The sequence below is a fragment of the Burkholderia sp. B10 genome, assembly GCF_004368385.1.
Classification (GTDB): Bacteria; Pseudomonadota; Gammaproteobacteria; order Burkholderiales; family Burkholderiaceae; genus Burkholderia; species Burkholderia vietnamiensis.
Map to the genome: position 1 here is coordinate 1 of NZ_PQMX01000089.1, position 21340 is coordinate 21340.

The window sequence follows — 21340 nt, forward strand, 5'->3', positions numbered from 1 at the left end:
GTCTCGGTGTCTCGGTGTCTCGGCGGATAGGCGGATGGGCGGATGGGCGGATGGGCACATCGGCGCGTCGACACACCGGGCATCGGGCAGCGGCACATCACCCAATCACCCACTACCCCATCACCGGCATCGCCGGCACAGCGCCGCCCTACGCCGCCGCGCGTCGCTCATGCAGCCGCAACGCGACCCACGCGATCGCGGCCGACACGATGCCGACCACGCCGCCGAACGTCCCGACCCACGCGAGGCCGAAATCCGCGGCGATATGGTTGCCGAGCAGCGCGCCGGCGCCGATGCCGACGTTGTACAGCCCCGAGAAGATCGACACCGCGAGATCGGTCGCGTGCGGCGCGAGCTTGAGCACCCAGGCCTGCATCGCGAGCCCGAAGCAGACGATCGCGCCGCCCCACACCAGCGTGTGCACGGACAGCGTGACGATGTTCAGCGCGCTCGGAAACAGCACCAGCAGACACGCGGACAACGCCACGATCGACGCGAGCAGGAAATCGGCCGGCCGCTCCGGGAACACGCGATTGAAGCAGATGGCCGCGGGCATCCCGGCGACGCCGAACAGGATCAGCACGTAGGTGATCCGGCTGCTGCTCGCATGATTGACGGTCTGCACGAACGGCTCGATGTACGTGTACGACGTGAAGTGCGCGGACACGACCAGCACCGTGATCGCGTACAGCGACACCAGCGCCGGCTTGCGCAGGAACGTGCCGATGCTGGCGAGCGAGCCGGCGCCCTGGCTCGCGAGCGTCGGCAGCGTCGCGCGCAGCAGCAACAAGGCGACGGCCGCCGCCGCGCCGATCACGAGGAACGTGACGCGCCAGCCGAGCGCTTCGCCGATCACGCGCCCGAGCGGAATGCCGGCGACCATCGCGATCGCGGTGCCCATCGCGAGCAGGCTCAGCGCGCGGCTCTTGCGGTCGTTCGGCGCGAGCCGCACCGCGAGCGGCACCGAGATCGACCAGAACACCGCATGCGCACACGCGACGCCGAGCCGCCCGATCATCAGCACCGTGAAATTCCACGCGACGCCGGTCACGACGTGACTGGCGACGAACACGAGCAGCGCGCAACTGAGCAGCTTGCGGCGCTCGACGTGACGCGTGACGAAGGTGAGCGGCAACGACACGACGGCGACGGCCCACGCGTAGATCGTCAGCATCAGGCCGACGGCGGTGGGCTGCATCTGCAGGCTGTCGCCGATGGCGCTCAGCAGTGCGACGGGCACGAACTCGGTGGTGTTGAAGATGAAGGCAGTGAGCGCGAGGGCCAGGACGCCCCACCACGACTGCTCGGAACTGACGGCGTCCGGAGTTGCCATACGGGAATTCGACGAAGGTTGGGCGCGCGTGCGCGGGCCGTAACGGAGCGTGCCGGGCAGTGCCGCCCCGCGCATCGCGCCGATTGTACAGCGGCGCCCGACATGCCGCCGCGGCGCGAGGGCGACATGGCGACATGGCGACATGGCAGCGACACGTCGGCGGGCCGATAATGTGCGCAACCCTTCGCGAACGATTCGCCCGAATGTCACCAGGCCAGGAGATTCACATGCGCATTGAAACGTCATTTCTGTTCGATCTCGACGGCACGCTCGTCGACAGCGTCTACCAGCACGTGCTCGCGTGGAAGGAAGCGCTCGATGCAGAAGGCATGGAGCTGTCGGTATGGCGCATCCATCGCAAGATCGGGATGAGCGGCGGGCTGTTCCTCAACCAGCTGCTGCGCGAAACGTCGGGCGACATCGACGCCGACCGCGTCGAACGGCTCGCCCGGCTGCATGCGGCCGCCTACCAGCGGCTGCGCGCGCAGGTGCGGCCGCTGCCCGGTGCGCGCGAGCTGCTGGCCGCGCTGTCGAACGCCGGCATCCGCTGGGCGATCGCGACCAGCGGACGCATGGAAACCGCGGCCATCAATCTGGAGGCGCTCGGCGTCGATCCGGCGAAGAACGTGGTCGTCACGCGCGATCAGGTCAAGTATGCGAAGCCGGACCCCGATCTGTTCCTGACGGCCGCGGCGAAGTTGAACGTGCAGATCGAGCATAGCGTCGTGGTCGGCGACAGCATCTGGGACATGCTCGCGGCGAGCCGCTGTCGCGCGCTGGGCGTCGGCCTGTTGTCGGGCGGCTACGGCAGCGACGAACTGGAGCGCGCCGGTGCGCTGCGCGTGTATGACGATCCGGCCGATTTGCTGCGGCATCTCGACGAGGTGGCCGCGCGGCCGTGAGGTCAATTCGGATGCGTGCGGGGTTCGTGGGACGGGGCGTCGTATTGCCGCGAACCCGAATCCCGTAACGAGACGGGACAATCCATCACGGGCTTCCCGGCGTTACACGAATCCACGGGCAAACGCAGCCCGTATTCATGGCAACGAGGTGATGCAGACAAGACCCGGTTCCCCGCGCACGAACTCGGCGCCAAGTTTCAGCGTCTCGACGAAATCGCGACCGTAGTTTCCAGCAAAAATACGGTACGCGCGTCGCGTTCGCCCGGATCGCTGAGCCCCCCGCCCCCTAAACCGTCCTCCTGACCAACATCGTCCGAATCTCCGAAATCGCCTTCGTCGGATTCAACCCCTTCGGGCACACATCCGTGCAATTCATGATCGTCCGGCACCGGAACAGCCGATACGGATCCTCGAGATTATCGAGCCGCTCGGCCGTCGCCATATCGCGTGAATCGGCAATGAACCGGTACGCCTGCAGCAACCCCGCCGGCCCGACGAACTTGTCCGGGTTCCACCAATAGCTCGGGCACGACGTCGAACAGCACGCACACAAAATGCACTCATACAGCCCGTCGAGCTGATCGCGCTCCTCCGGCGTCTGCAACCGCTCGCGTTCAGGCGGCGTCGTGTCATTGATCAGGTAAGGCCGTATCGAGTGATACTGGTTGAAGAAGTCCGTCATGTCGACGATCAGATCGCGCACCACCGGCAACCCGGGCAGCGGCCTGAGCACGATCTCGCGCGGCAGCGTCTTCATGTTGGTCAGGCACGCGAGCCCGTTCTTGCCGTTGATGTTCATCGCATCGGAGCCGCAAATCCCCTCGCGGCACGAGCGCCGGTACGACAGCGTCTCGTCGTCGTGCTTCAGGCGTCCGAGCACGTCGAGCAGCATGCGGTCGTCGGCGCTCACGTCGATCTCGTAGCGCTGCATGTACGGCGCGGCGTCGCGATCGGGATCGGGATCGTAACGGTAGATGTGTAGCGTACGCGGATCGTTCATGGTTCCTCCCGGCACGGCGCCGGCATCGGGTGACAAGGTGCGCGGCCGGCCGGTACGCAAACGCCATACCGACCGACCGCGCATCGACGGGCATCAAGCGGCATCAACCGGCATCAACGCGACTCAATCGTCGTCGAGCCGCTTGTCGATCAGATAACGTCCACGCTCGACGCCCGCGCGCAGCGCCTCCTCCTCCGACGCCCACTCCGGATTCGCCGGCTCCGGCACGAACAGCTCGATGCGCGCGCCATCGACGTACACCTGCACCTCGTCCGCCCACGCGCCGCGTTCGTTGCGGCGCGCCCACACGCGTATCTCGTGGCCGCGATACGGATCGCGCACCTGTGCATCGGGTTGATGCTCCATGCTGGCCCCCTGTGCTTATCTGCGATGACATGAAAAAAATGCGCGCCGCATGATCGGCGCGCACGCCGCGCTGCCCGCGCGCATACGACATGCCCGCGCCTCCGCGCCCGGCACGCCCCTTGCGTCCCCATTGCACATCGCACCGCTCCGGTACGCCAGATAAAAAGGGAGGCCACGATGATCGGCCATATCGAACTTCTCGGACGCCTGCTGCTCGCCGCGCTGCTCGGCAGCGTGGTCGGGCTCGAGCGCGAGCGACTCAACTGGGCCGCGGGCCTGCGCACGCACATGCTGGTGTGCGTCGGCTCCGCGCTCGTGATGCTCGTCTCGATCTTCGGCTTCGCCGACGTGCACGGGCAGGCAGGCGTCGTGCTCGATCCGTCGCGGGTCGCCGCGCAGGTGGTGTCGGGCATCGGCTTTCTCGGCGCCGGCTCGATCCTGCTGCGCGGCGAAGTGGTGCGCGGGCTGACGACGGCCGCGAGCCTGTGGGCCGTGGCCGGCATCGGCCTCGCCGCGGGCGGCGGCATGTACGTCGCGGCGCTGGGCGCAACCGCGATCGTGCTCATGATCCTCGCCGGCGTGAAGCCGCTCGAGCGCCGCTTCATCGCGCAACGGCAGCAGCGCACGCTGCGCCTCGTCGTCGAGCGCGGCGGCCTCACGCTCGCGACGCTGCACGACGCGCTCGGCAACGGCCGCGTGCGCGTGAAGCGCTTCATCGTCCAGCAATCCGACGACGACCCCGATACCGACGACATCTCGGTGTCGTTCTCGCGCACGAGCGGAGCGGAATTTGCGGCGATCTGCCGGACGCTGAAAGGCATCACCGGCGTGCGCACCTGTTGCCCCGACAACGACAACTCGTCAAGGAGTTTCGCGTGACCCAGACGGACCTGCTCTCCTACCTCGTGACGAGCCAGCTCGCGGCGCGCATGCGCGGCGGCGAGTGGCTCACCGTCAGCCAGGTCGTCGGCGCGCTGCGCGCGTGGCTCGCGTGCCATCACGCCGAATGCGACTGGCTCGACCGGATCGGGATCGCGCACGCGTCGCTGCTGATCGCGCAGGGCATCTACGAGATCGCGTGCGCGTACGGCGACCCGGAAGGCGTCGAGCGGATTCGCATCGGACTCGCGTCGCCCGAGCTGAAGGCGCTGCGCGCGCGCTGCGACGTGCTGCTGCAACGTTTCGACGGCAACCGCGACGCCGGCGCCCGATGAGCACGCCCGACCAGACGGCGCACCGGCCGTTCGCGGCCAACGCGCGCGGCGACGCCGTACCGGCCTGGTCGCCCGCGGACGAGCCCACGCGCCACGGCCTGCTCGAACGCGGCCGCAACTGCGACGCGATCCGTCATGCGGACCGCTTCACGACGCTGGTGGATGGCGCCGCGTATTTCCCGACGCTGCGCGCCGCGTTGCGCCGCGCGCGCCACACGGTGTTCATCCTCGGCTGGGACGTCGACAGCCGGATGCAGCTCGCGCCCGACGGCGCGGACGACGGGTTGCCAGACACGCTCGCCCCGTTCCTGCACGCGCTCGCGACCGCCCGGCACAACCTGCGCATCTACGTGCTCGCGTGGGACTTCGCGATGATCTACGCGCTCGAGCGCGACTGGCCGCCGGTCTATCGCGCCGCGTGGCGCGCGCATCGCGGCATCCGCTTCCGTCTCGACGACGCGCATCCGCGAGGCGCGTCGCATCATCAGAAGCTGGTGGTGATCGACGACCGGCTCGCCTTCGTCGGCGGCCTCGACCTGACGGTCGCGCGCTGGGACACGTCGGCCCACGCAGCCGACGATCCGCGCCGGCGCGACGCGCGCGGAACGCCATACGGGCCGTTCCACGACGTGCAGGCGATGTTCGACGGCGACGCGGCCGCCGCGATCGGCGAGCAGGCGCGCACGCGCTGGTTCAATGCGTGCGGGCGCCGCATCGCGATCCGCGCGCATCGCCATCTCGATCGCGAGGACGACGTCGATCCCTGGCCGCCCGGCGTACCGGTCGACGTGCGCGACGTGCAACTCGGCATCGCCTATACGGCGCCGCGGCATCGCGACCGCGAACCGGTGTCGCAGGTGCGCGCGCTGGTGGAGGACACGATCCGCGCCGCCCGTCGCCATCTGTACATCGAGAACCAGTATTTCACTGCGGCGGTGGTGCGCGATGCGCTGAGCGCGCGCCTCGCCGACCCGCACGGGCTGGACGTCACGGTCGTCGCGCCGCGCGTGCAGAGCGGCTGGCTGCAGGAAGCGACGATGGGCGTGCTGCGCGCGCGGCTGCACGGCACGCTGAAAGCGGCCGACCGCTTCGACCGCTACCGCTTGCTGTATCCGCACGTCGACGGCCTCGGCGACGGCTGCGTGAACGTCCACAGCAAGCTCGCGATCGTCGACGACGAATGCGTGGTGATCGGCAGCGCGAACCTGAACAACCGCTCGATGGCACTCGACACCGAATGCTGCGTCGCGCTCGTCGCGGCCGGCGAGCCGCGCATCCGCGCGGCGATCGCCGCGCTGCGCGACCGGCTGCTCGCCGAACATCTCGGCACGACGCCCGCGGTCGTCGCCGACGCGTTCGCGCAGCCGGAACGGCCGAATATCGCGCTCGACCGGCTGCGCGCGAAGGACGGACGCACGCTGCGCACGCTGGAGCCGGCCGTGACGCCGCAGCTCGATGCGCTGGTGCCGGTCAGCGCGCGCCTCGACCCCGAGCAGCCGATCGAGCCGGACCGCTTCGTGCGCGAGTTCGTTCCGCAGGAGCAGCATCGATCGCTGACCGCGCGTTTCTTCGTGCTGGGGGCGGCCGTGCTGCTGATCGCGGCGCTCGCGCTCGCGTGGCGCTTCTCGCCGCTCGGCCACGAGCTGAACGTCGCGTCGCTCGCGCGCGCGGCAATGCGCGCCGCGCAACTGCCGGGCGCGCCCGCGCTGCTGCTCGCCGGCTATGTGCTCGCGGCGACGCTGTCGGTGCCGATCACGCTGCTGATCACCGTAACGGGCCTCGTGTTCGGCGCGTGGCCGGGCCTCGCCTATGCGTCGGTCGGCACGATGGCGGCCGCGGCCGCGACCTACGGGATCGGCCGCTGGCTCGGGCGCGACGCGGTGCGACGGCTCGCCGGCTCGCGCGCGAACCGGCTCAGCGAACGCATCGGCCGGCGCGGCGTGGTCGCGATGGCCGTGCTGCGGCTGCTGCCGATCGCGCCGTTCACGATCGTGAACCTGGTGGCCGGCGCGTCGCACATCGGGCTGCGCGACTACCTGATCGGCACCGCGATCGGGATGCTGCCGGGCATCGTGCTGACGGTCACCTTCGCGCACCAGCTGACCGTCGCGTTGAGCCATCCGGATCCCGGCGCGTTCGCATGGCTCACGGCGATCGGCATCGCGCTGGTCGGCCTGTCGGTGCTGCTCGTCCGGGCGCTGCGACGATGGCGCTGAGCACGCAAGCGGCGCCGCCGCCGGGCATCGTCACGTCGGACGCCGCGCCGGCCGGCGCGCCGCGCGGGCACGACCTGCGGATCGCGACGTACAACATCCACGGCGGCTACGGCGCGTGGCCCGCGCGCGCGGTCGAGCGCATCGTCGCGGTGATCCGCGAGCTCGATGCGGACGTGATTGCGTTGCAGGAAGTGCCGCTCGGCGGCACGCGCGCGCCGGACGTGCTCGCGCATCTGCGCGACGCGACCGGCATGCACGCGGCCGCCGGCCCGACCATCGACACGCCGGAGCGCCGCTACGGCAACGCGGTGCTGTCGCGCTGCCCGATCCGCGCGGCGCGCACGCTCGACCTGTCGTTTCATCAGCGCGAGCCGCGCGGCGCGCTCGACGCGGACATCGACTGCAGCGCCGGCCCGATCCGCGTCGTCGCGACCCACCTTGGGCTATCGGCGAACGAGCGCAGCGCGCAGGTGCAGCGGCTGCTCGCCGCGTTCGACACCGGCGCGATGCCGGTGATCCTGATGGGCGACATCAACGAATGGTTCGTGCGCGGCCGCGCGCTGCAGGCACTGACCACGCGGTTCCGCCGCGCGCCCGCGCCGCGTACGTTCCCGACCGCGTGGCCGGTGTTCTCGCTCGACCGCATCTGGATCCATCCGGGCGAGCTGCTGGTCGACGTGGCCGTGCATCGCAGCATGCTCGCGCGCCACGCATCCGATCACTATCCGCTGGTCGCGCAGATGCGCGTGGAACCGGGCGCGGGCACGCCGCTTGCGGGCTGAGCGCATTCCCTCTATGGAGCCTCACGGAGCCTTGCCCATGCGAACCGACGAACTCACCGGAACGGCCCTCGATTACTGGTGCGCACGCGCATTGTGCGCGGACGACGAAGACACGCTGAGCTTCACGGCCGTCGAGCCGCAGGTGATCGTGACCGCCGCATGCGACGCGCTGCGGCGGCTCGACGCGCAGTTCGCGCCGTCGGCGTCGTGGGCCGATGCGGGCGCGGTGCTCGAGCACGCGGTCGAACTGCGCGTGGTGCGGCGCGCGGACGGCGTCGCATGCGACGCGCGCTTCGACGACGGCCCGTCGACCTGCGCGGCCCGCGCGCCGAACCTGCGCGTCGCGCTGCTGCGCGCGTTCGTGCGCGCGCGCTTCGGCGACGAAGTCGACACGCCGCCGGCGTTCGCGCACCGGATGGAGCGCGGCATGCCGGTGCGGCACGACGTCGGCGTGCCGATTCCTTCCACCGACCACGATCCGGCCACGGGCGAAAGCTCGGATATCCGCTCGATCCCGCGCATGTGACGCAGCGCGATGCCGGGCCGCCGCCGCGCAAGGGATGCAGATGTCGTGCCACCCGCATGTAAAAACGACAGCGTGACGCACGCGCCGCCCCGTGCACCCGCTGCCGTGCGCGGCGCGGTGCGCCAAACGGAGCGGGCACGCCGGTTGCGACGCACACCGCCGTCCGCCCTTCGTCACGATCCTCATCCGCACCTCATGAACGTCACATCGCCCTTCGCCCCGCATGTCTACTTCTGCGACGCGCGCCTCGTCGGCCCGCTCGACGCATGGCCCGCCACGTTCGCGCACATCGCGGGAATGGGCTTCGACCACGTGCTGATCGGCAGCTTCTGGGCCGCCAGCGCCGCGGGCTTTCCGCGTCACGTCGCCGATTTCCACCGGCCGGCCGCGGCCTTCGCGACGCGCGCGGGCGCGCTCGAAACCTTCTCGCGGCTCGCGCAGCTTGCGCACGGTCACGGCTTGCGCGTGATGCTCGAAGTCGTGCCGGACCGCATCGCGCGCGTCAACCCGCTGCGCAGCGAGCATCCTGACTGGTACGTCGAGCGCGCGCACGACGACGCCCTGATCGACCCGCGCAGCGCCGCGCACGAGATGGACGTCGCGCACGCGCAGCTCGGCGACGATGCGCCGCACGACGCGCACGACGGGCTCGGCGCGTGGTGGTGCAAACATCTCTTCACGTACGCGGATGCCGGCGCGGCCGGCTTCCTGATCGACGCGCCGCAGCGTCTGCCGCCCGCATGGTGGCCCGCGTGGCGCGCGGCGCTGCGCCGCGCGCGCCACGACGTCGCGGTGCTCGCCGGCGTGCCCGGCCATGCGCGCGACGCGCTCGTGCAGCTGGAGGCGGCCGGCTTCGGCGGCGTGTTCTCGTCGGCGCGCTGGTGGGATCTGCGCGCGCCGTGGTTCGTCGACGAGCACCGGCTGCTGCGCCGCATCGCGTCGCCGATCGCGTGCCCCGACGCGTTCGACGGCCCGCGCATCGCGGAAGACTGGCATGGCGCATCGGACGAGGTGCTGGTGCGCGCGTACCACCGCGCCATGTGGACCGCGGCGGCGCTCGGCACCGGCTGGCTCGTGCCGATGGGCTTCGAGCGCGGCGTCGCGTTGCCGCTGATGACGCGCGACGCGGACGCCGCGCGCTATCGCGCCGCGTTCGACGGCGCGCGCTTCGATCTGTCGGGCGCGCTGGCCGATGCGAACGCGTGGCGCCGCGCGACGCCGCTGGCGGCGCAACGCGGCGAGATCGCGCAACTGAGCGCGCCCGGCGCGACCGCGACCGTACTGCTGCGCGGCAGCGGCCCGTCGCTCGAACACGACGACACGGCGCTCGTCGTCGCGCTGAATCCCGATCTGGACGCGCCCGCACTCGTCGACCCGGCGGCGATCCTGCCCGGCGTGCCGGGCGGCTTCACGCATGTCGCCGCGCCCGGCGGCACGCGCAAGCGCGGCTCGGCCGCGCTCGAGGCGTTCACGCTGGAGCCGGGCGGCTATGCGGTGCTCGACGCCCGGCGCGCCCCGCCCGCGACGACGCGCGCCGACGCGGCCCGCGAGCGCACCGCGCTATCGACGGCGCTCGCGGCCGACCGCATCGCGATCGAGCGCGTCGAGCCGGCCGTCGATGGCGGACGCTTCGCGATCAAGCGCGTGATCGGCGACACGCTGGTTGTACACGCATCGATCTTCACGGACGGCCATGCGCATCTGTCGGCCGTGCTGCAATGGCGCGCCGACGACGAGAACGACTGGCGCGAGGTGCCGTTCATCGCCGAGCCGAACGATCGCTGGCACGCGAGCGTCGTGCTCGACCGGCTCGGCCGTCACGCGTTCCGCGTGGTCGCATGGCGCGACGACTGGGCGTCGCTCGTCACCGACGTCGCGAAGAAGCGCGCAGCCGGCCAGGACGTGATGCTGGAGCTGCGCGAAGCGCAACTGCTGCTCGCGACCGCACTGAAACAGGCCGCGCCGGCCGACCGCCGCGCGATCGCGCAGATGCAGCGGCTCGCCGACGAATTCGGCGACGCGTCGCCCGAAGCGCGGCTCGCGATGCTCGGCGCACCGGCGCTCGCCGACGCATACGCGGCGCTGCGCTACCGGCCGTTCGTCACGCACGACGAGACGGTATACCCGGTCGAGGTCGAGCGCCGCGCCGCGCGCTTCTCGAGCTGGTACGAGATGTTTCCGCGCTCGGCGAGCAACGACGCGCATCGGCACGGCACCTTCGACGACGTGATCGCGCAGCTGCCGCGCATCCGTGACATGGGCTTCGACGTGCTGTATTTCCCGCCGATCCATCCGATCGGCACGACCGCGCGCAAGGGCCGCAACAACACGCTGAGCGCCGGCCCCGACGACGTCGGCAGCCCGTATGCGATCGGCTCGCCCGACGGCGGCCACACGGCCGTGCATCCGCAGCTCGGCACGCTCGAGTCGTTCCGCACGCTGGTCGACGCGGCGCGCGCGCAGGGGCTCGAGATCGCGCTCGATTTCGCGATCCAGTGCTCGCCCGATCATCCGTGGCTCGCCGCGCATCCCGGCTGGTTCGCGTGGCGCCCGGACGGCACGCTGCGCTATGCGGAGAATCCGCCGAAGCGCTATCAGGACATCGTGAACCCCGACTTCTACGCGCCCGATGCGCTGCCCGGCCTGTGGGTCGCGCTGCGCGACGCCGTGCTGTTCTGGGTCGAAGCCGGCGTGCGGATCTTCCGCGTCGACAACCCGCACACCAAGCCGTTGCCGTTCTGGGCGTGGATGATCGCGGACGTGCGCGGCAAGCATCCGGACGTCGTGTTCCTGTCGGAGGCGTTCACGCGCCCCGGGATGATGTACCGGCTCGCGAAGGTCGGCTTCTCGCAGTCGTACACGTACTTCACGTGGCGCGAGACGAAGCACGAGTTCATCGAGTATCTGACCGAGCTGACGGCCGGCCCGCCGCGCGAATTCTTCCGGCCGAACTTCTTCGTCAATACGCCCGACATCAATCCGCGCCACCTGCAGAACGCGCCGCGCTCGCAGTTCGTGATCCGCGCGGCGCTCGCGGCGACGCTCGCCGGCTCGTGGGGCATGTATTCGGGCTTCGAGATCGGCGAGTCCGCGCCGCTGCCCGACAGCGAGGAATATGCGGACGCCGAGAAATACGAGCTGCGCGCGCGCGACTGGAGCAAGGCCGCGCATATCGGCGGCGAAGTCGCGCGGCTGAACCGCGCGCGGCGCGACCATCCGGCGCTGCAGACCCATCTCGGCCTCACGTTCGTCCCGGCGGACAACGATCAAGTGCTCGCGTTCGTGAAGGCGACACCGGCCCACGACAGCGTCGTGGTGGTGGCGATCAGCCTCGACCCGTGGCATCCGCAGGCCACCGACTTCACGCTGGACGCGTCGCTGTGGCGCGGCTTCGGGCTGGTCGACGGCGAGCCGCTCGACGCGCTCGAACAGGACGCCGCCCATGCCGAGACCTGGCGCGGCCATCGTCAATACGTATCGCTCGACCCGCACGTGCGGCCGTACGCGATCTGGCGGCTCGCGCCGTCGCCCGGCGCCGCGCGAGCGGCGGCGCCCGAGCCGGGCGAGGCCCGGCGCCTTTCGGGAGCACACGGATGATGAAACGCGAAGATTCCCTCGACGACGTGCGCCGCGCGCAGTTCGCGTCCGTCGCACCGGCCGGCACCGCGCGCGCGCGCCGCGCGCGGCGCCGCGAGCCCGCGCTGAGCACGGACGATCCGCTCTGGTACAAGGACGCGATCATCTATCAGGTGCACGTGAAGTCGTTCTACGACTCCAACAACGACGGGATCGGCGACTTCCCCGGCCTGATCATGAAGCTCGACTACATCGCCGAGCTGGGCGTCGACACGATCTGGCTGCTGCCGTTCTATCCGTCGCCGCGCCGCGACGACGGCTACGACATCGCCGACTATCGCGGCGTGCATCCGGACTACGGCACGCTCGCCGACGTGCGCCGCTTCATCCGCGAGGCGCATGCGCGCGGCATCCGCGTGATCGCCGAGCTGGTGATCAACCACACGTCCGACCAGCACCCGTGGTTCCAGCGCGCGCGGCGCGCCAAGCCCGGCTCGACGCATCGCGACTACTACGTGTGGTCCGACACCGACACGAAGTACGCGGGCACGCGCATCATCTTCCTCGATACGGAAACCTCGAACTGGACCCACGATCCGGTCGCCGGCCAGTACTACTGGCACCGCTTCTACTCGCACCAGCCGGACCTGAACTTCGACAACCCGGCCGTCGTGCGCGAGGTGATCCAGGTGATGCGCTTCTGGCTCGACCTCGGCATCGACGGGCTGCGGCTCGACGCGGTGCCGTATCTGGTCGAGCGCGAAGGCACCAACAACGAGAACCTGCCCGAGACGCACGCGATCCTGAAGCGGATCCGCGCGACGATCGACGCCGAGTATCCGAACCGCATGCTGCTCGCGGAAGCGAACCAGTGGCCGGAAGACGTGCAGGAGTATTTCGGCAACGAGGACGAATGCCACATGGCGTTCCACTTCCCGCTGATGCCGCGCATCTACATGTCGATCGCGAGCGAGGACCGCTTCCCGATCCTCGACATCATGCGGCAGACGCCGGCGCTCGCGCCGAGCAACCAGTGGGCCGTGTTCCTGCGCAATCACGACGAGCTGACGCTCGAGATGGTGACCGACTCCGAGCGCGACCTGCTGTGGCAGACCTACGCGAGCGACCGGCGCGCGCGGCTGAATCTCGGCATTCGCCGCCGCCTCGCGCCGCTGATGGAGCGCGACCGGCGCCGCATCGAGCTGATCAACTCGCTGCTGCTGTCGATGCCCGGCACGCCGGTGATCTACTACGGCGACGAGCTCGGGATGGGCGACAACATCCACCTCGGCGACCGCGACGGCGTGCGCACGCCGATGCAATGGTCGTCGGACCGCAACGGCGGCTTCTCGCGCGCCGATCCGGAATTGCTGGTGCTGCCGCCCGTGATGGGCTCGCTGTACGGCTATGACGCGATCAACGTCGAGGCGCAGACGCGCGACCCGCACTCGCTGCTGAACTGGACCCGCCGCATTCTCGCGACGCGCCGCGCGACCCAGGTGTTCGGCCGCGGCACGATCCGCTTCCTGCGCCCCGAGAACCGCAAGGTGCTCGCCTACCTGCGCGAGCTGGACGGCCACGAGCCGGTGCTGTGCGTCGCGAACCTATCGCGCGCGTCGCAGGCGGTCGAGCTCGATCTGTCCGAATTCGCGGGCCGCGTGCCGATCGAGATGACGTCGGACTCGCCGTTCCCGCCGATCGGGCAGCTCACCTACCTGCTGACGTTTCCGCCGTACGGCTTCCTGTGGTTCGTGCTGTCCGAGCACGGCCGCGAGCCGTCGTGGCGGCAGCCGCAGGCCGAGCCGCTGCCCGAATACGTGACGATCGTGATGCGGCGCGGCGAGCAGCGGCCCGACGTCGGCCAGCTGCATACGCTCGCGCACGACGCGCTGTCGTCGTGGCTCACGCGGCGCCGCTGGTTCGCGTCGAAGGACCGCAAGATCGGCGACGCGCGGCTGAACGTCGTCACGCCGATGCCTGACGAGCCGTTCCAGTACGCGGAGGCATGGGTGACGACCCACGGCGGCGACGTCGAACGCTACGTGGTGCCGCTCGCGGCCGCATGGGGCGGCGAAACGTCGAACCCGCTGTTCGCGCAGCTCGCGCTCGCGCGCGTGCGGCGCGGCCACACGGTCGGCTATCTGACCGACGCGTTCGCGCTGCCGGCCTTCGGGCGCGGGATGTTGCGGATGCTGCGCGACGGCGCGACCGTGCCGACTTCCGACGGCGGCCGCCTCGAGTTCCTGCCCGAGCAGGCGCTCGCCGCGCTCGATCCCGGCGACGATGCCGAAGTGCGCTGGCTCGCCGCCGAGCAGAGCAACAGCTCGCTCGTGATCGGCGATGCGATCGTGCTGAAGCTGGTGCGCAAGGTCGCGCACGGCGTGCATCCGGAGGCGGAGATGAGCCGTTACCTGACGCGGATCGGCTATGCGAACACCGCGACGCTCGCCGGCGAGGTCGTGCACGTCGATCCCGACGGCACGCCGCACACGGTCGCGATCCTGCAACGCTACGTCGACAACCAGGGCGACGCGTGGACGCGCTCGTTCGACTTCCTCAAGCGCGCGATCGACGAGCTGGCGCTGCCGGCCGTCGGCGACGGCGAGCCCGCGGAGCGCGACGGCGAGCCCGATGCGCTGCTCGGCTACGCGGCGTTCGCGGGCGTCGTCGGCACGCGGCTCGGCGAGTTGCACGTCGCGCTCGCGCAGCCGTCGGACGACGCCGCGTTCGCGCCGGAGCGCGCGACGCCCGAGCACGTCGACGGCTGGTGCGTCGACGCGATTGCCTCGTTCGGCCATGCGCTCGACGTGCTGGCCACGCGGCTCGACGCGCTCGACCCGAGCGCCCGCGACGCGGCCGAGACGCTGCTCGCGTCGCGCGACGCGGCCGTGCAGGCGCTCGGCGCGCTGGTGCCGCGCACGCTCGACGCGGTCTGCACGCGCATCCACGGCGACTTCCATCTCGGCCAGGTGCTCGACGTGCAGGGCGACGCGCTGCTGATCGATTTCGAAGGCGAGCCGGCGCGCGCGCTCGAGCGCCGCCGCGCGAAGTCGCATCCGCTGCGCGACGTCGCCGGCTTGCTGCGTTCGCTGTCGTACGTGAGCGCGACCGCGCAGTTCGCGATCGAGAAGGTGCCGCCGCAGGCGGCCGGCCGCAAGCGCGCGTTGTTCGACCGCTTCGGGCAGGCAGCCGCGGACCGCTTCGTCGAGTGCTATCGCGCGGCGGCCGAGCATGCGCCGGAACGCTTCGTCGATCCGCGCTACGCCGATCGCCTGCTCGCGCTGTTCCTGATCGACAAGGCGTCGTACGAGCTCTGCTATGAAGCCGCGAACCGCCCCGACTGGCTCGGCGTGCCGGTCGGCGGGCTCGCCGCGCTCGTCGAACGCCTGCTGGACGCGCACGCCGCGTCCGACCACGGAGGCACGCGATGACCGACACGCTGTTCGACCGCCGCGATATCGACGCCCTGCTCGGCGGCCGCCATCCCGATCCGTTCGCGTGCCTCGGCCCGCACGGCGAGGCCGGGCGCACGGTGGTGCGCGCGCTGCTGCCCGGCGCGCTGCGCGTGCGCGCCGTGACGCCCGGCGGCGACGAGCTCGGCGCGCTCGCGTGCGTCGACGAGGCCGGCTGCTTCGCCGGCACGATCACGCACGACGGCCGCTACCGGCTCGCGATCGACTGGCCCGACGCGCAGCAGGTGACCGACGACGCCTATGCGTTCGGCACGCTGCTGGACGACGCCGCGCTCGCACGCTTCGCGGCCGGCGACCCGGCCGCCGTGCTCGACTGCCTCGGCGCGACGCCCATTCGCGTGGACGGCGTCGACGGCGTGCGCTTCGCGGTATGGGCGCCGAACGCGCAGCGCGTGTCGGTGGTCGGCAACTTCAACAGCTGGGACGGTCGCCGCCATCCGATGCGATTGCGGCGCCCGTGGGGCGTGTGGGAGCTGTTCGTGCCCGGCATCGGCCCGGGCGAGCACTACAAGTACGAGCTGTGCGCAGCCGATGGCAGCCTGCTGCCGCACAAGGCCGACCCGTGCGCGCGCGCGACCGAGGCGCCGCCACGCACCGCGTCGGTGGTCGCCGATACGGCCGCACTCGACGGCTTCGGATGGCACGACGCGGGCTGGATCGACGCGCGGCCCGACGCCGGGCGGCGGTTCCGGGTGCCGTGGTCGATCTACGAGGTGCATGCGGAGTCGTGGCAGCGCGTGCCCGAGGAGATGGACCGCAGCGCGACGTGGGACGAGCTCGCGGAGCGGCTGATTCCGTACGTGAAGGGCATGGGCTTCACGCACGTCGAATTCATGCCGATCTCCGAATACCCGTTCGGCGGCTCGTGGGGCTATCAGCCGCTCGCGCAGTTCGCGCCTTCCGCGCGCTTCGGGCCGGTCGACGGCTTCGCGCGCTTCGTCGACCGCGCGCATGCGGCCGGCATCGGCGTGATCGTCGACTGGGTGCCCGCGCATTTTCCGAACGACGCGCACGGGCTCGCGCAGTTCGACGGCAGCGCGCTGTACGAGCACGCCGATCCGCGCGAAGGCATGCATCCGGACTGGAACACCTGCGTGTTCAACCTCGGGCGCAACGAGGTCAGCGCGTTCCTGATCGCGTCGGCGCTCGCGTGGGCGCGCCGCTATCACGTCGACGGGATCCGCGTCGACGCGGTCGCGTCGATGCTGTACCGCGACTATTCGCGCAAGGAAGGCGAATGGGTGCCGAACGTGTACGGCGGGCGCGAGAACCTCGAATCGGTCGCGTTCCTGCGCACGCTCAACGACGCGCTGCACGGCGCGGCCGCGCCGGCGGGCGTCGTCACGATCGCCGAGGAGTCGACCGCGTGGCCGGGCGTGACCGCGCCGACCGGCGACGGCGGGCTCGGCTTCGACTTCAAATGGAACATGGGCTGGATGCACGACACGCTCGCGTATCTGCACGAAGACCCGATCCATCGCCGCTATCACCACGACCGGATGACGTTCGGGCTCGTCTATGCCTTCTCCGAGCGCTTCGTGCTGCCGCTGTCGCACGACGAGGTCGTGCACGGCAAGGGCTCGCTCGCCGCGAAAATGCCCGGCGACGCGTGGCAGCGGCTCGCGACGCTGCGCGCGTACTTCGGCTTCATGTGGGCGCATCCGGGCAAGAAGCTGCTGTTCATGGGCAGCGAGTTCGCGCAGTGGTCGGAGTTCGCGCACGACGGGACGCCGCACTGGGATCTGCTCGACGCGCCCGCGCACCGCGGCGTGCAGCGGCTCGTGCGCGACCTGAACCGCGCGTACGCGTCCGAGCCGGCGCTGCATGCGCTCGACTGCGATGCGGCCGGCTTCACGTGGCTGATCGGCGACGATCGCGACAACAGCGTGCTCGCGTTCGCGCGCCGCGACGACAGCGGCCGCGTAGTGGTTGCGATCTGCAACTTCACGCCGGTGCCGCGCAGCGGCTATCGCGTCGGCTTGCCCGCGCCCGGACAGTGGCGCGAACTGATGAACACCGACGCGGCCGTGTACGGCGGCTCCAACGCCGGCAACGACGGCGCCGTGTGGGCGCAGGACGTGCCCGCGCACGGCCAGCCGTGGTCGGCGACGTTGCGCCTGCCGCCGCTCGCGACGCTGTGGCTGGCCCCCGCATGACCCACCACGCTTTCAACAGGGAGACGCTACCCATGCCGTCTGCACTGCCTGCCCGCCTCGAACCCGGCCGCTGCTATCCGCTCGGCGCGACCTGGGATGGGCTCGGCACCAACTTCGCGGTGTTTTCCGCGCATGCGCATCGCATCCAGCTGTGCGTGTTCGATCCGACCGGCCGCAAGGAACTCGCGCGGCTCGACCTGCCCGAATGCACCGACGAGGTGTGGCACGGCTATCTGCCGAACGCGCATCCGGGCACCGTGTACGGCTTTCGCGCGGACGGGCCGTATCAGCCGCAGCAGGGCCATCGCTTCAATCCGACCAAGCTGCTGCTGGACCCGTACGCGCGCAAGCTGGTCGGTCATTTCCGCTGGTCCGACGCGCTGTTCGGCTACCGCGTGCATTCGAACCGCTCCGACCTGTCGATGGATCGCCGCGACTCGGCGCCCGCGATGCCGAAGGCGGTGGTCGTCGACGAGGCGTTCGACTGGAGCACCGACCGGCGCCCGGACGTGCCGTGGCGCAATACCGTGATCTACGAAACCCACGTGCGCGGCGCGTCGATGCGGCGCGCCGGCTTGCGCGCGCCGGAGCGCGGCACGTTCGCCTCGCTCGCGCATCCGGCGTTCGTCGATCACCTGCTGTCGATCGGCGTGACGACCGTCGAGCTGCTGCCCGTGCATGCGTTCCTCCAGCAGCGCGCGCTTGTGAACCGCGGGCTGCGCAACTACTGGGGCTACGACACGGCCGCGTTCTTCGCGCCGGAGCCGTCGTACCTGTCGACGCGGCGGCTCGACGAAATGCGCATCGCGATCCGCCAGCTGCATGCGGCCGGCATCGAGGTCGTGCTCGACGTCGTCTACAACCACACCTGCGAAGGCAACGAGCTCGGCCCGACGCTGTCGTGGCGCGGCCTCGACAACGCCAGCTACTACCGGCTGCGGCAGGACGATCCGCGTTATCACGTCGACGAGACCGGCTGCGGCAATACGCTGAACATGTCGCATCCGCGCGTCGTACAGATGGTGATGGATTCGCTGCGCTACTGGGCGACCGCGTTCAACGTCGACGGCTTCCGCTTCGATCTCGGCGTGACGCTCGGCCGCGAGGATCACGGCTTCGAGCCCGGCTCCGGATTTTTCGACGCGTTGCAGCAGGACCCGATCCTCGCGCAGCGCAAGCTGATCACCGAGCCGTGGGATCTCGGCCCCGGCGGCTATCAGCTCGGCCGCCATCCGCCCGGCTTCGCCGAATGGAACGACCGCTTTCGCGACACGGTGCGGCGCTTCTGGCGCGGCGACGCCGGCCAGCGCCCGGAGCTGGCGGCGCGGCTCGCCGGGTCGGCCGATCTGTTCAATCATCAGCGGCGCCGCACCTGGGCGTCGGTCAACTTCGTCACCGCGCACGACGGCTTCACGCTCGCCGATCTCGTGTCGTACGAGCACAAGCACAACGACGCGAACGGCGAGGACAACCGCGACGGCCGCGACGACAACTGCAGCGCGAACTGGGGCGCCGAAGGGCCGACGGACGATCCGGCGATCCGCGACCTGCGCGCGCGCGTCGCGCGCTCGATGCTCGCGACGCTGTTCACCGCGCTCGGCACGCCGATGCTCGTGGCCGGCGACGAATTCGGCCGCACCCAGCACGGCAACAACAACGCGTATTGCCAGGACAACGAGCTGTCGTGGCTCGACTGGGAACTCGCGCACGGCGACGAAGGCACGCAGATGATCCGCTTCGTGTCGCGGCTCGCGGCGATGCGGCGCATGTATCCGGTGATGTCCGCGCCGCACTATCCGTCGGGCGATCGCGACGGCGCGCCCGGCATGCGCGAGATCGAATGGTTCGACGAGCGCGGCGAGGTGCTGAGCGTGCCCGCGTGGGAAGACGGCGAGCGCCGCGCGCTGACGATGCGGCGCGTCGGCACCGGCCGCACCGGCCGCACCGAGGCGCTGCTCGTGATGCTCAATGCGTCGGCCGACACGATCACGTTCCAGCAGCCGGCGCCCGCGCTCGAATACCGCGTGCTGCTCGATACCGCGACGCCCGACGCCGGCCCGCGCTCGTGGCCCGACAGCGGCGTCGAGGTCGCCGCGCACGCGGCCGTGATCGCGGTGGCGGCCGTGCCGCCCGACCTGTCCACCAAGGAGCCGTCATGACGTCACGTTCCGACCTTCCGCCCGGCACGCACGCGTATGCGTCGTCGTTCGGCGCGACCTGCGTCGACGCCGGACACACGCGCTTCCGGCTATGGGCGCCGGCGAGCCGCAGCGCCGCGCTCGAGCTGCAGGGCGATTTCGAGGGCAAGCGCCCGGGCGAACAGCGCATCGACATGCAGCCAGTCGGCGACGGCTGGTTCGAGGTGGTCGCCGCGTGCGGCGCCGGTGCGCTGTACCGCTACGTGCTCGACGACGGTTTCGCGGTGCCGGACCCGGCGTCGCGCTTCCAGCCGTACGACGTGCACGGCCCGAGCCAGGTCGTCGATCCGGCCGCGTACCGCTGGCGCAACGACGCATGGCGCGGCCGGCCGTGGCACGAAACGGTGCTGTACGAGCTGCACGTCGGCGCGTGCGGCGGCTACGCGAACGTCGAGCGGCGGCTGCCGGCGCTGGCCGCGCTCGGCGTGACGGCGATCGAGCTGATGCCCATCAACGCGTTCCCCGGCGCGCGCAACTGGGGCTACGACGGCGTGCTGCCGTTCGCGCCCGATGCGTCGTACGGCCGGCCCGAGGAACTGAAGGCGCTGATCGATGCCGCGCACGGGCTCGGCCTGCAGGTGTTGCTCGACGTCGTCTACAACCACTTCGGCCCGGACGGGAATTTCCTGCCGCGCTACGCACCGGAATTCTTCCGCGCGGACCGCAAGACCGCGTGGGGGCCGGCCATCGACTTCTCGCGCGCGCAGCCGAGCACGTTCTTCATCGACAACGCGCTGTACTGGCTCGACGAGTATCGCTTCGACGGGCTGCGGATCGACGCCGCGCATGCGATCGACGACGACGCGTGGCTGCGCGAGCTGGCGCGCCGCGTGCGCGCCCATGTCGGCGACGCGCGCCACGTGCATCTGGTGCTGGAGAACGAGCGCAACACTGCGAGCCTGCTGGGGCCGGACGGCTTCGACGCGCAGTGGAACGACGATTTCCACAACAGCGCGCACGTGCTGCTGACCGGCGAGCGCGACGGCTACTACCGCGCGTACGCCGACGCGCCGCTGCGCCGGCTCGCGCGCACGCTCGGCGAAGGCTTCGCGTATCAGGGCGAGCCGTCGCCGCTGCACGACGACGCGCCGCGCGGCGAATCGAGCGCGCATCTCGCGCCGACGAGCTTCGTCGCGTTTTTGCAGAACCACGATCAGGTGGGCAACCGCGCGTTCGGCGAACGGCTGCGCGCGCTCGCCAACGACGACGCAGTGCGCGCGGCGACCGCGCTGCTGCTGCTCGCGCCGCAGGTGCCGCTGCTGTTCATGGGCGAGGAAGACGGCAGCACGCAGCCGTTCCAGTTCTTCACCGACTATCGCGGCGAGCTCGCCGATGCGGTGCGCGACGGCCGCCGCCGCGAGTTCGCCGCGTTCCCGGCTTTTGCAGACCCCGCGCATCGCGACGCGATTCCCGATCCGAACGACCTCGGGACGTTCGTGCGGTCGTCGCCGGCGCACGCGCACGAGAACGCGCATCAGGATGCCGATACGTGGCGGCGGTTCTACCGCAGCGCGCTGACGGTGCGGGCGGCGCTGGTGACGCCGCATTTGCCGGGAGCGCGGGCGGTGGGGGTCGAGTTGTTGGGGGCGCATGTGGAG

The 21340-nt window shown here is 70.7% G+C and carries 14 protein-coding genes; 11 read left to right on the forward strand and 3 right to left on the reverse strand.

What is annotated here, in order from left to right:
* Positions 1-148 precede the first annotated feature (148 nt).
* The gene (locus C3Y15_RS27985; RefSeq protein ID WP_124259964.1) at positions 149-1333 is read right to left on the reverse strand and encodes a sugar transporter; all 1185 of its coding nucleotides are present in this window, start codon (positions 1331-1333) and stop codon (positions 149-151) included.
* Between the two features lie 227 nt (positions 1334-1560).
* Here C3Y15_RS27985 and C3Y15_RS27990 point away from each other — a divergent pair, with 227 nt between their 5' ends.
* Positions 1561-2235, forward strand: coding sequence for an HAD family hydrolase (locus C3Y15_RS27990; RefSeq protein WP_124259965.1), 675 nt, complete (start codon positions 1561-1563; stop codon positions 2233-2235).
* A gap of 286 nt (positions 2236-2521) precedes the next feature.
* Here C3Y15_RS27990 and C3Y15_RS27995 read toward each other — a convergent pair whose 3' ends face one another.
* A complete protein-coding gene (locus C3Y15_RS27995; RefSeq protein ID WP_059495776.1) occupies positions 2522-3235 on the reverse strand; it encodes a succinate dehydrogenase/fumarate reductase iron-sulfur subunit in 714 nt (237 codons plus the stop codon).
* A 123-nt stretch (positions 3236-3358) separates the two neighbouring features.
* Entirely contained in the window at positions 3359-3601 is a 243-nt protein-coding gene (locus tag C3Y15_RS28000; protein ID WP_011879957.1) for a DUF6566 family protein, read from the reverse strand.
* Between the two features lie 177 nt (positions 3602-3778).
* Between C3Y15_RS28000 and C3Y15_RS28005 the strand changes: the two genes are divergently transcribed.
* The 10 genes from C3Y15_RS28005 to treZ form a co-directional block, all read left to right on the forward strand.
* Positions 3779-4480: an MgtC/SapB family protein gene (locus C3Y15_RS28005; RefSeq protein ID WP_124259966.1), complete on the forward strand. Its 702-nt coding sequence runs from the start codon at positions 3779-3781 to the stop codon at positions 4478-4480.
* The gene (locus tag C3Y15_RS28010) at positions 4477-4815 is read left to right on the forward strand and encodes a hypothetical protein (RefSeq protein WP_124259967.1); all 339 of its coding nucleotides are present in this window, start codon (positions 4477-4479) and stop codon (positions 4813-4815) included. The genes C3Y15_RS28005 and C3Y15_RS28010 overlap by 4 nt, the downstream gene beginning before the upstream one ends.
* Positions 4812-7031 carry a VTT domain-containing protein gene (locus C3Y15_RS28015; RefSeq protein ID WP_124259968.1) on the forward strand — a complete coding sequence of 740 codons (2220 nt, stop codon included), beginning with the start codon at positions 4812-4814 and terminating at the stop codon, positions 7029-7031. Before C3Y15_RS28010 ends, C3Y15_RS28015 begins: the two co-directional genes overlap by 4 nt.
* Entirely contained in the window at positions 7022-7813 is a 792-nt protein-coding gene (locus C3Y15_RS28020) for an endonuclease/exonuclease/phosphatase family protein (protein WP_011879953.1), read from the forward strand. Before C3Y15_RS28015 ends, C3Y15_RS28020 begins: the two co-directional genes overlap by 10 nt.
* Positions 7814-7850: 37 nt before the next feature.
* Positions 7851-8339, forward strand: coding sequence for a phage protein NinX family protein (locus C3Y15_RS28025; RefSeq protein WP_059623350.1), 489 nt, complete (start codon positions 7851-7853; stop codon positions 8337-8339).
* 195 nt (positions 8340-8534) lie between these two features.
* Positions 8535-11936 carry an alpha-1,4-glucan--maltose-1-phosphate maltosyltransferase gene (locus C3Y15_RS28030; protein ID WP_124259969.1) on the forward strand — a complete coding sequence of 1134 codons (3402 nt, stop codon included), beginning with the start codon at positions 8535-8537 and terminating at the stop codon, positions 11934-11936.
* Positions 11936-15346 (forward strand): maltose alpha-D-glucosyltransferase, encoded by a 3411-nt coding sequence (gene treS / locus C3Y15_RS28035; RefSeq protein WP_011879950.1) that lies wholly within the window; start codon positions 11936-11938, stop codon positions 15344-15346. The genes C3Y15_RS28030 and treS overlap by 1 nt, the downstream gene beginning before the upstream one ends.
* Positions 15343-17544 carry a 1,4-alpha-glucan branching protein GlgB gene (gene glgB, locus C3Y15_RS28040; RefSeq protein ID WP_124259970.1) on the forward strand — a complete coding sequence of 734 codons (2202 nt, stop codon included), beginning with the start codon at positions 15343-15345 and terminating at the stop codon, positions 17542-17544. Before treS ends, glgB begins: the two co-directional genes overlap by 4 nt.
* A 32-nt stretch (positions 17545-17576) precedes the next feature.
* Positions 17577-19703: a glycogen debranching protein GlgX gene (gene glgX, locus C3Y15_RS28045; RefSeq protein ID WP_124259971.1), complete on the forward strand. Its 2127-nt coding sequence runs from the start codon at positions 17577-17579 to the stop codon at positions 19701-19703.
* A partial coding sequence (gene treZ, locus C3Y15_RS28050; protein ID WP_134206904.1) for a malto-oligosyltrehalose trehalohydrolase occupies positions 19700-21340 on the forward strand: 1641 nt, incomplete at its 3' end. The genes glgX and treZ, both read left to right, overlap by 4 nt.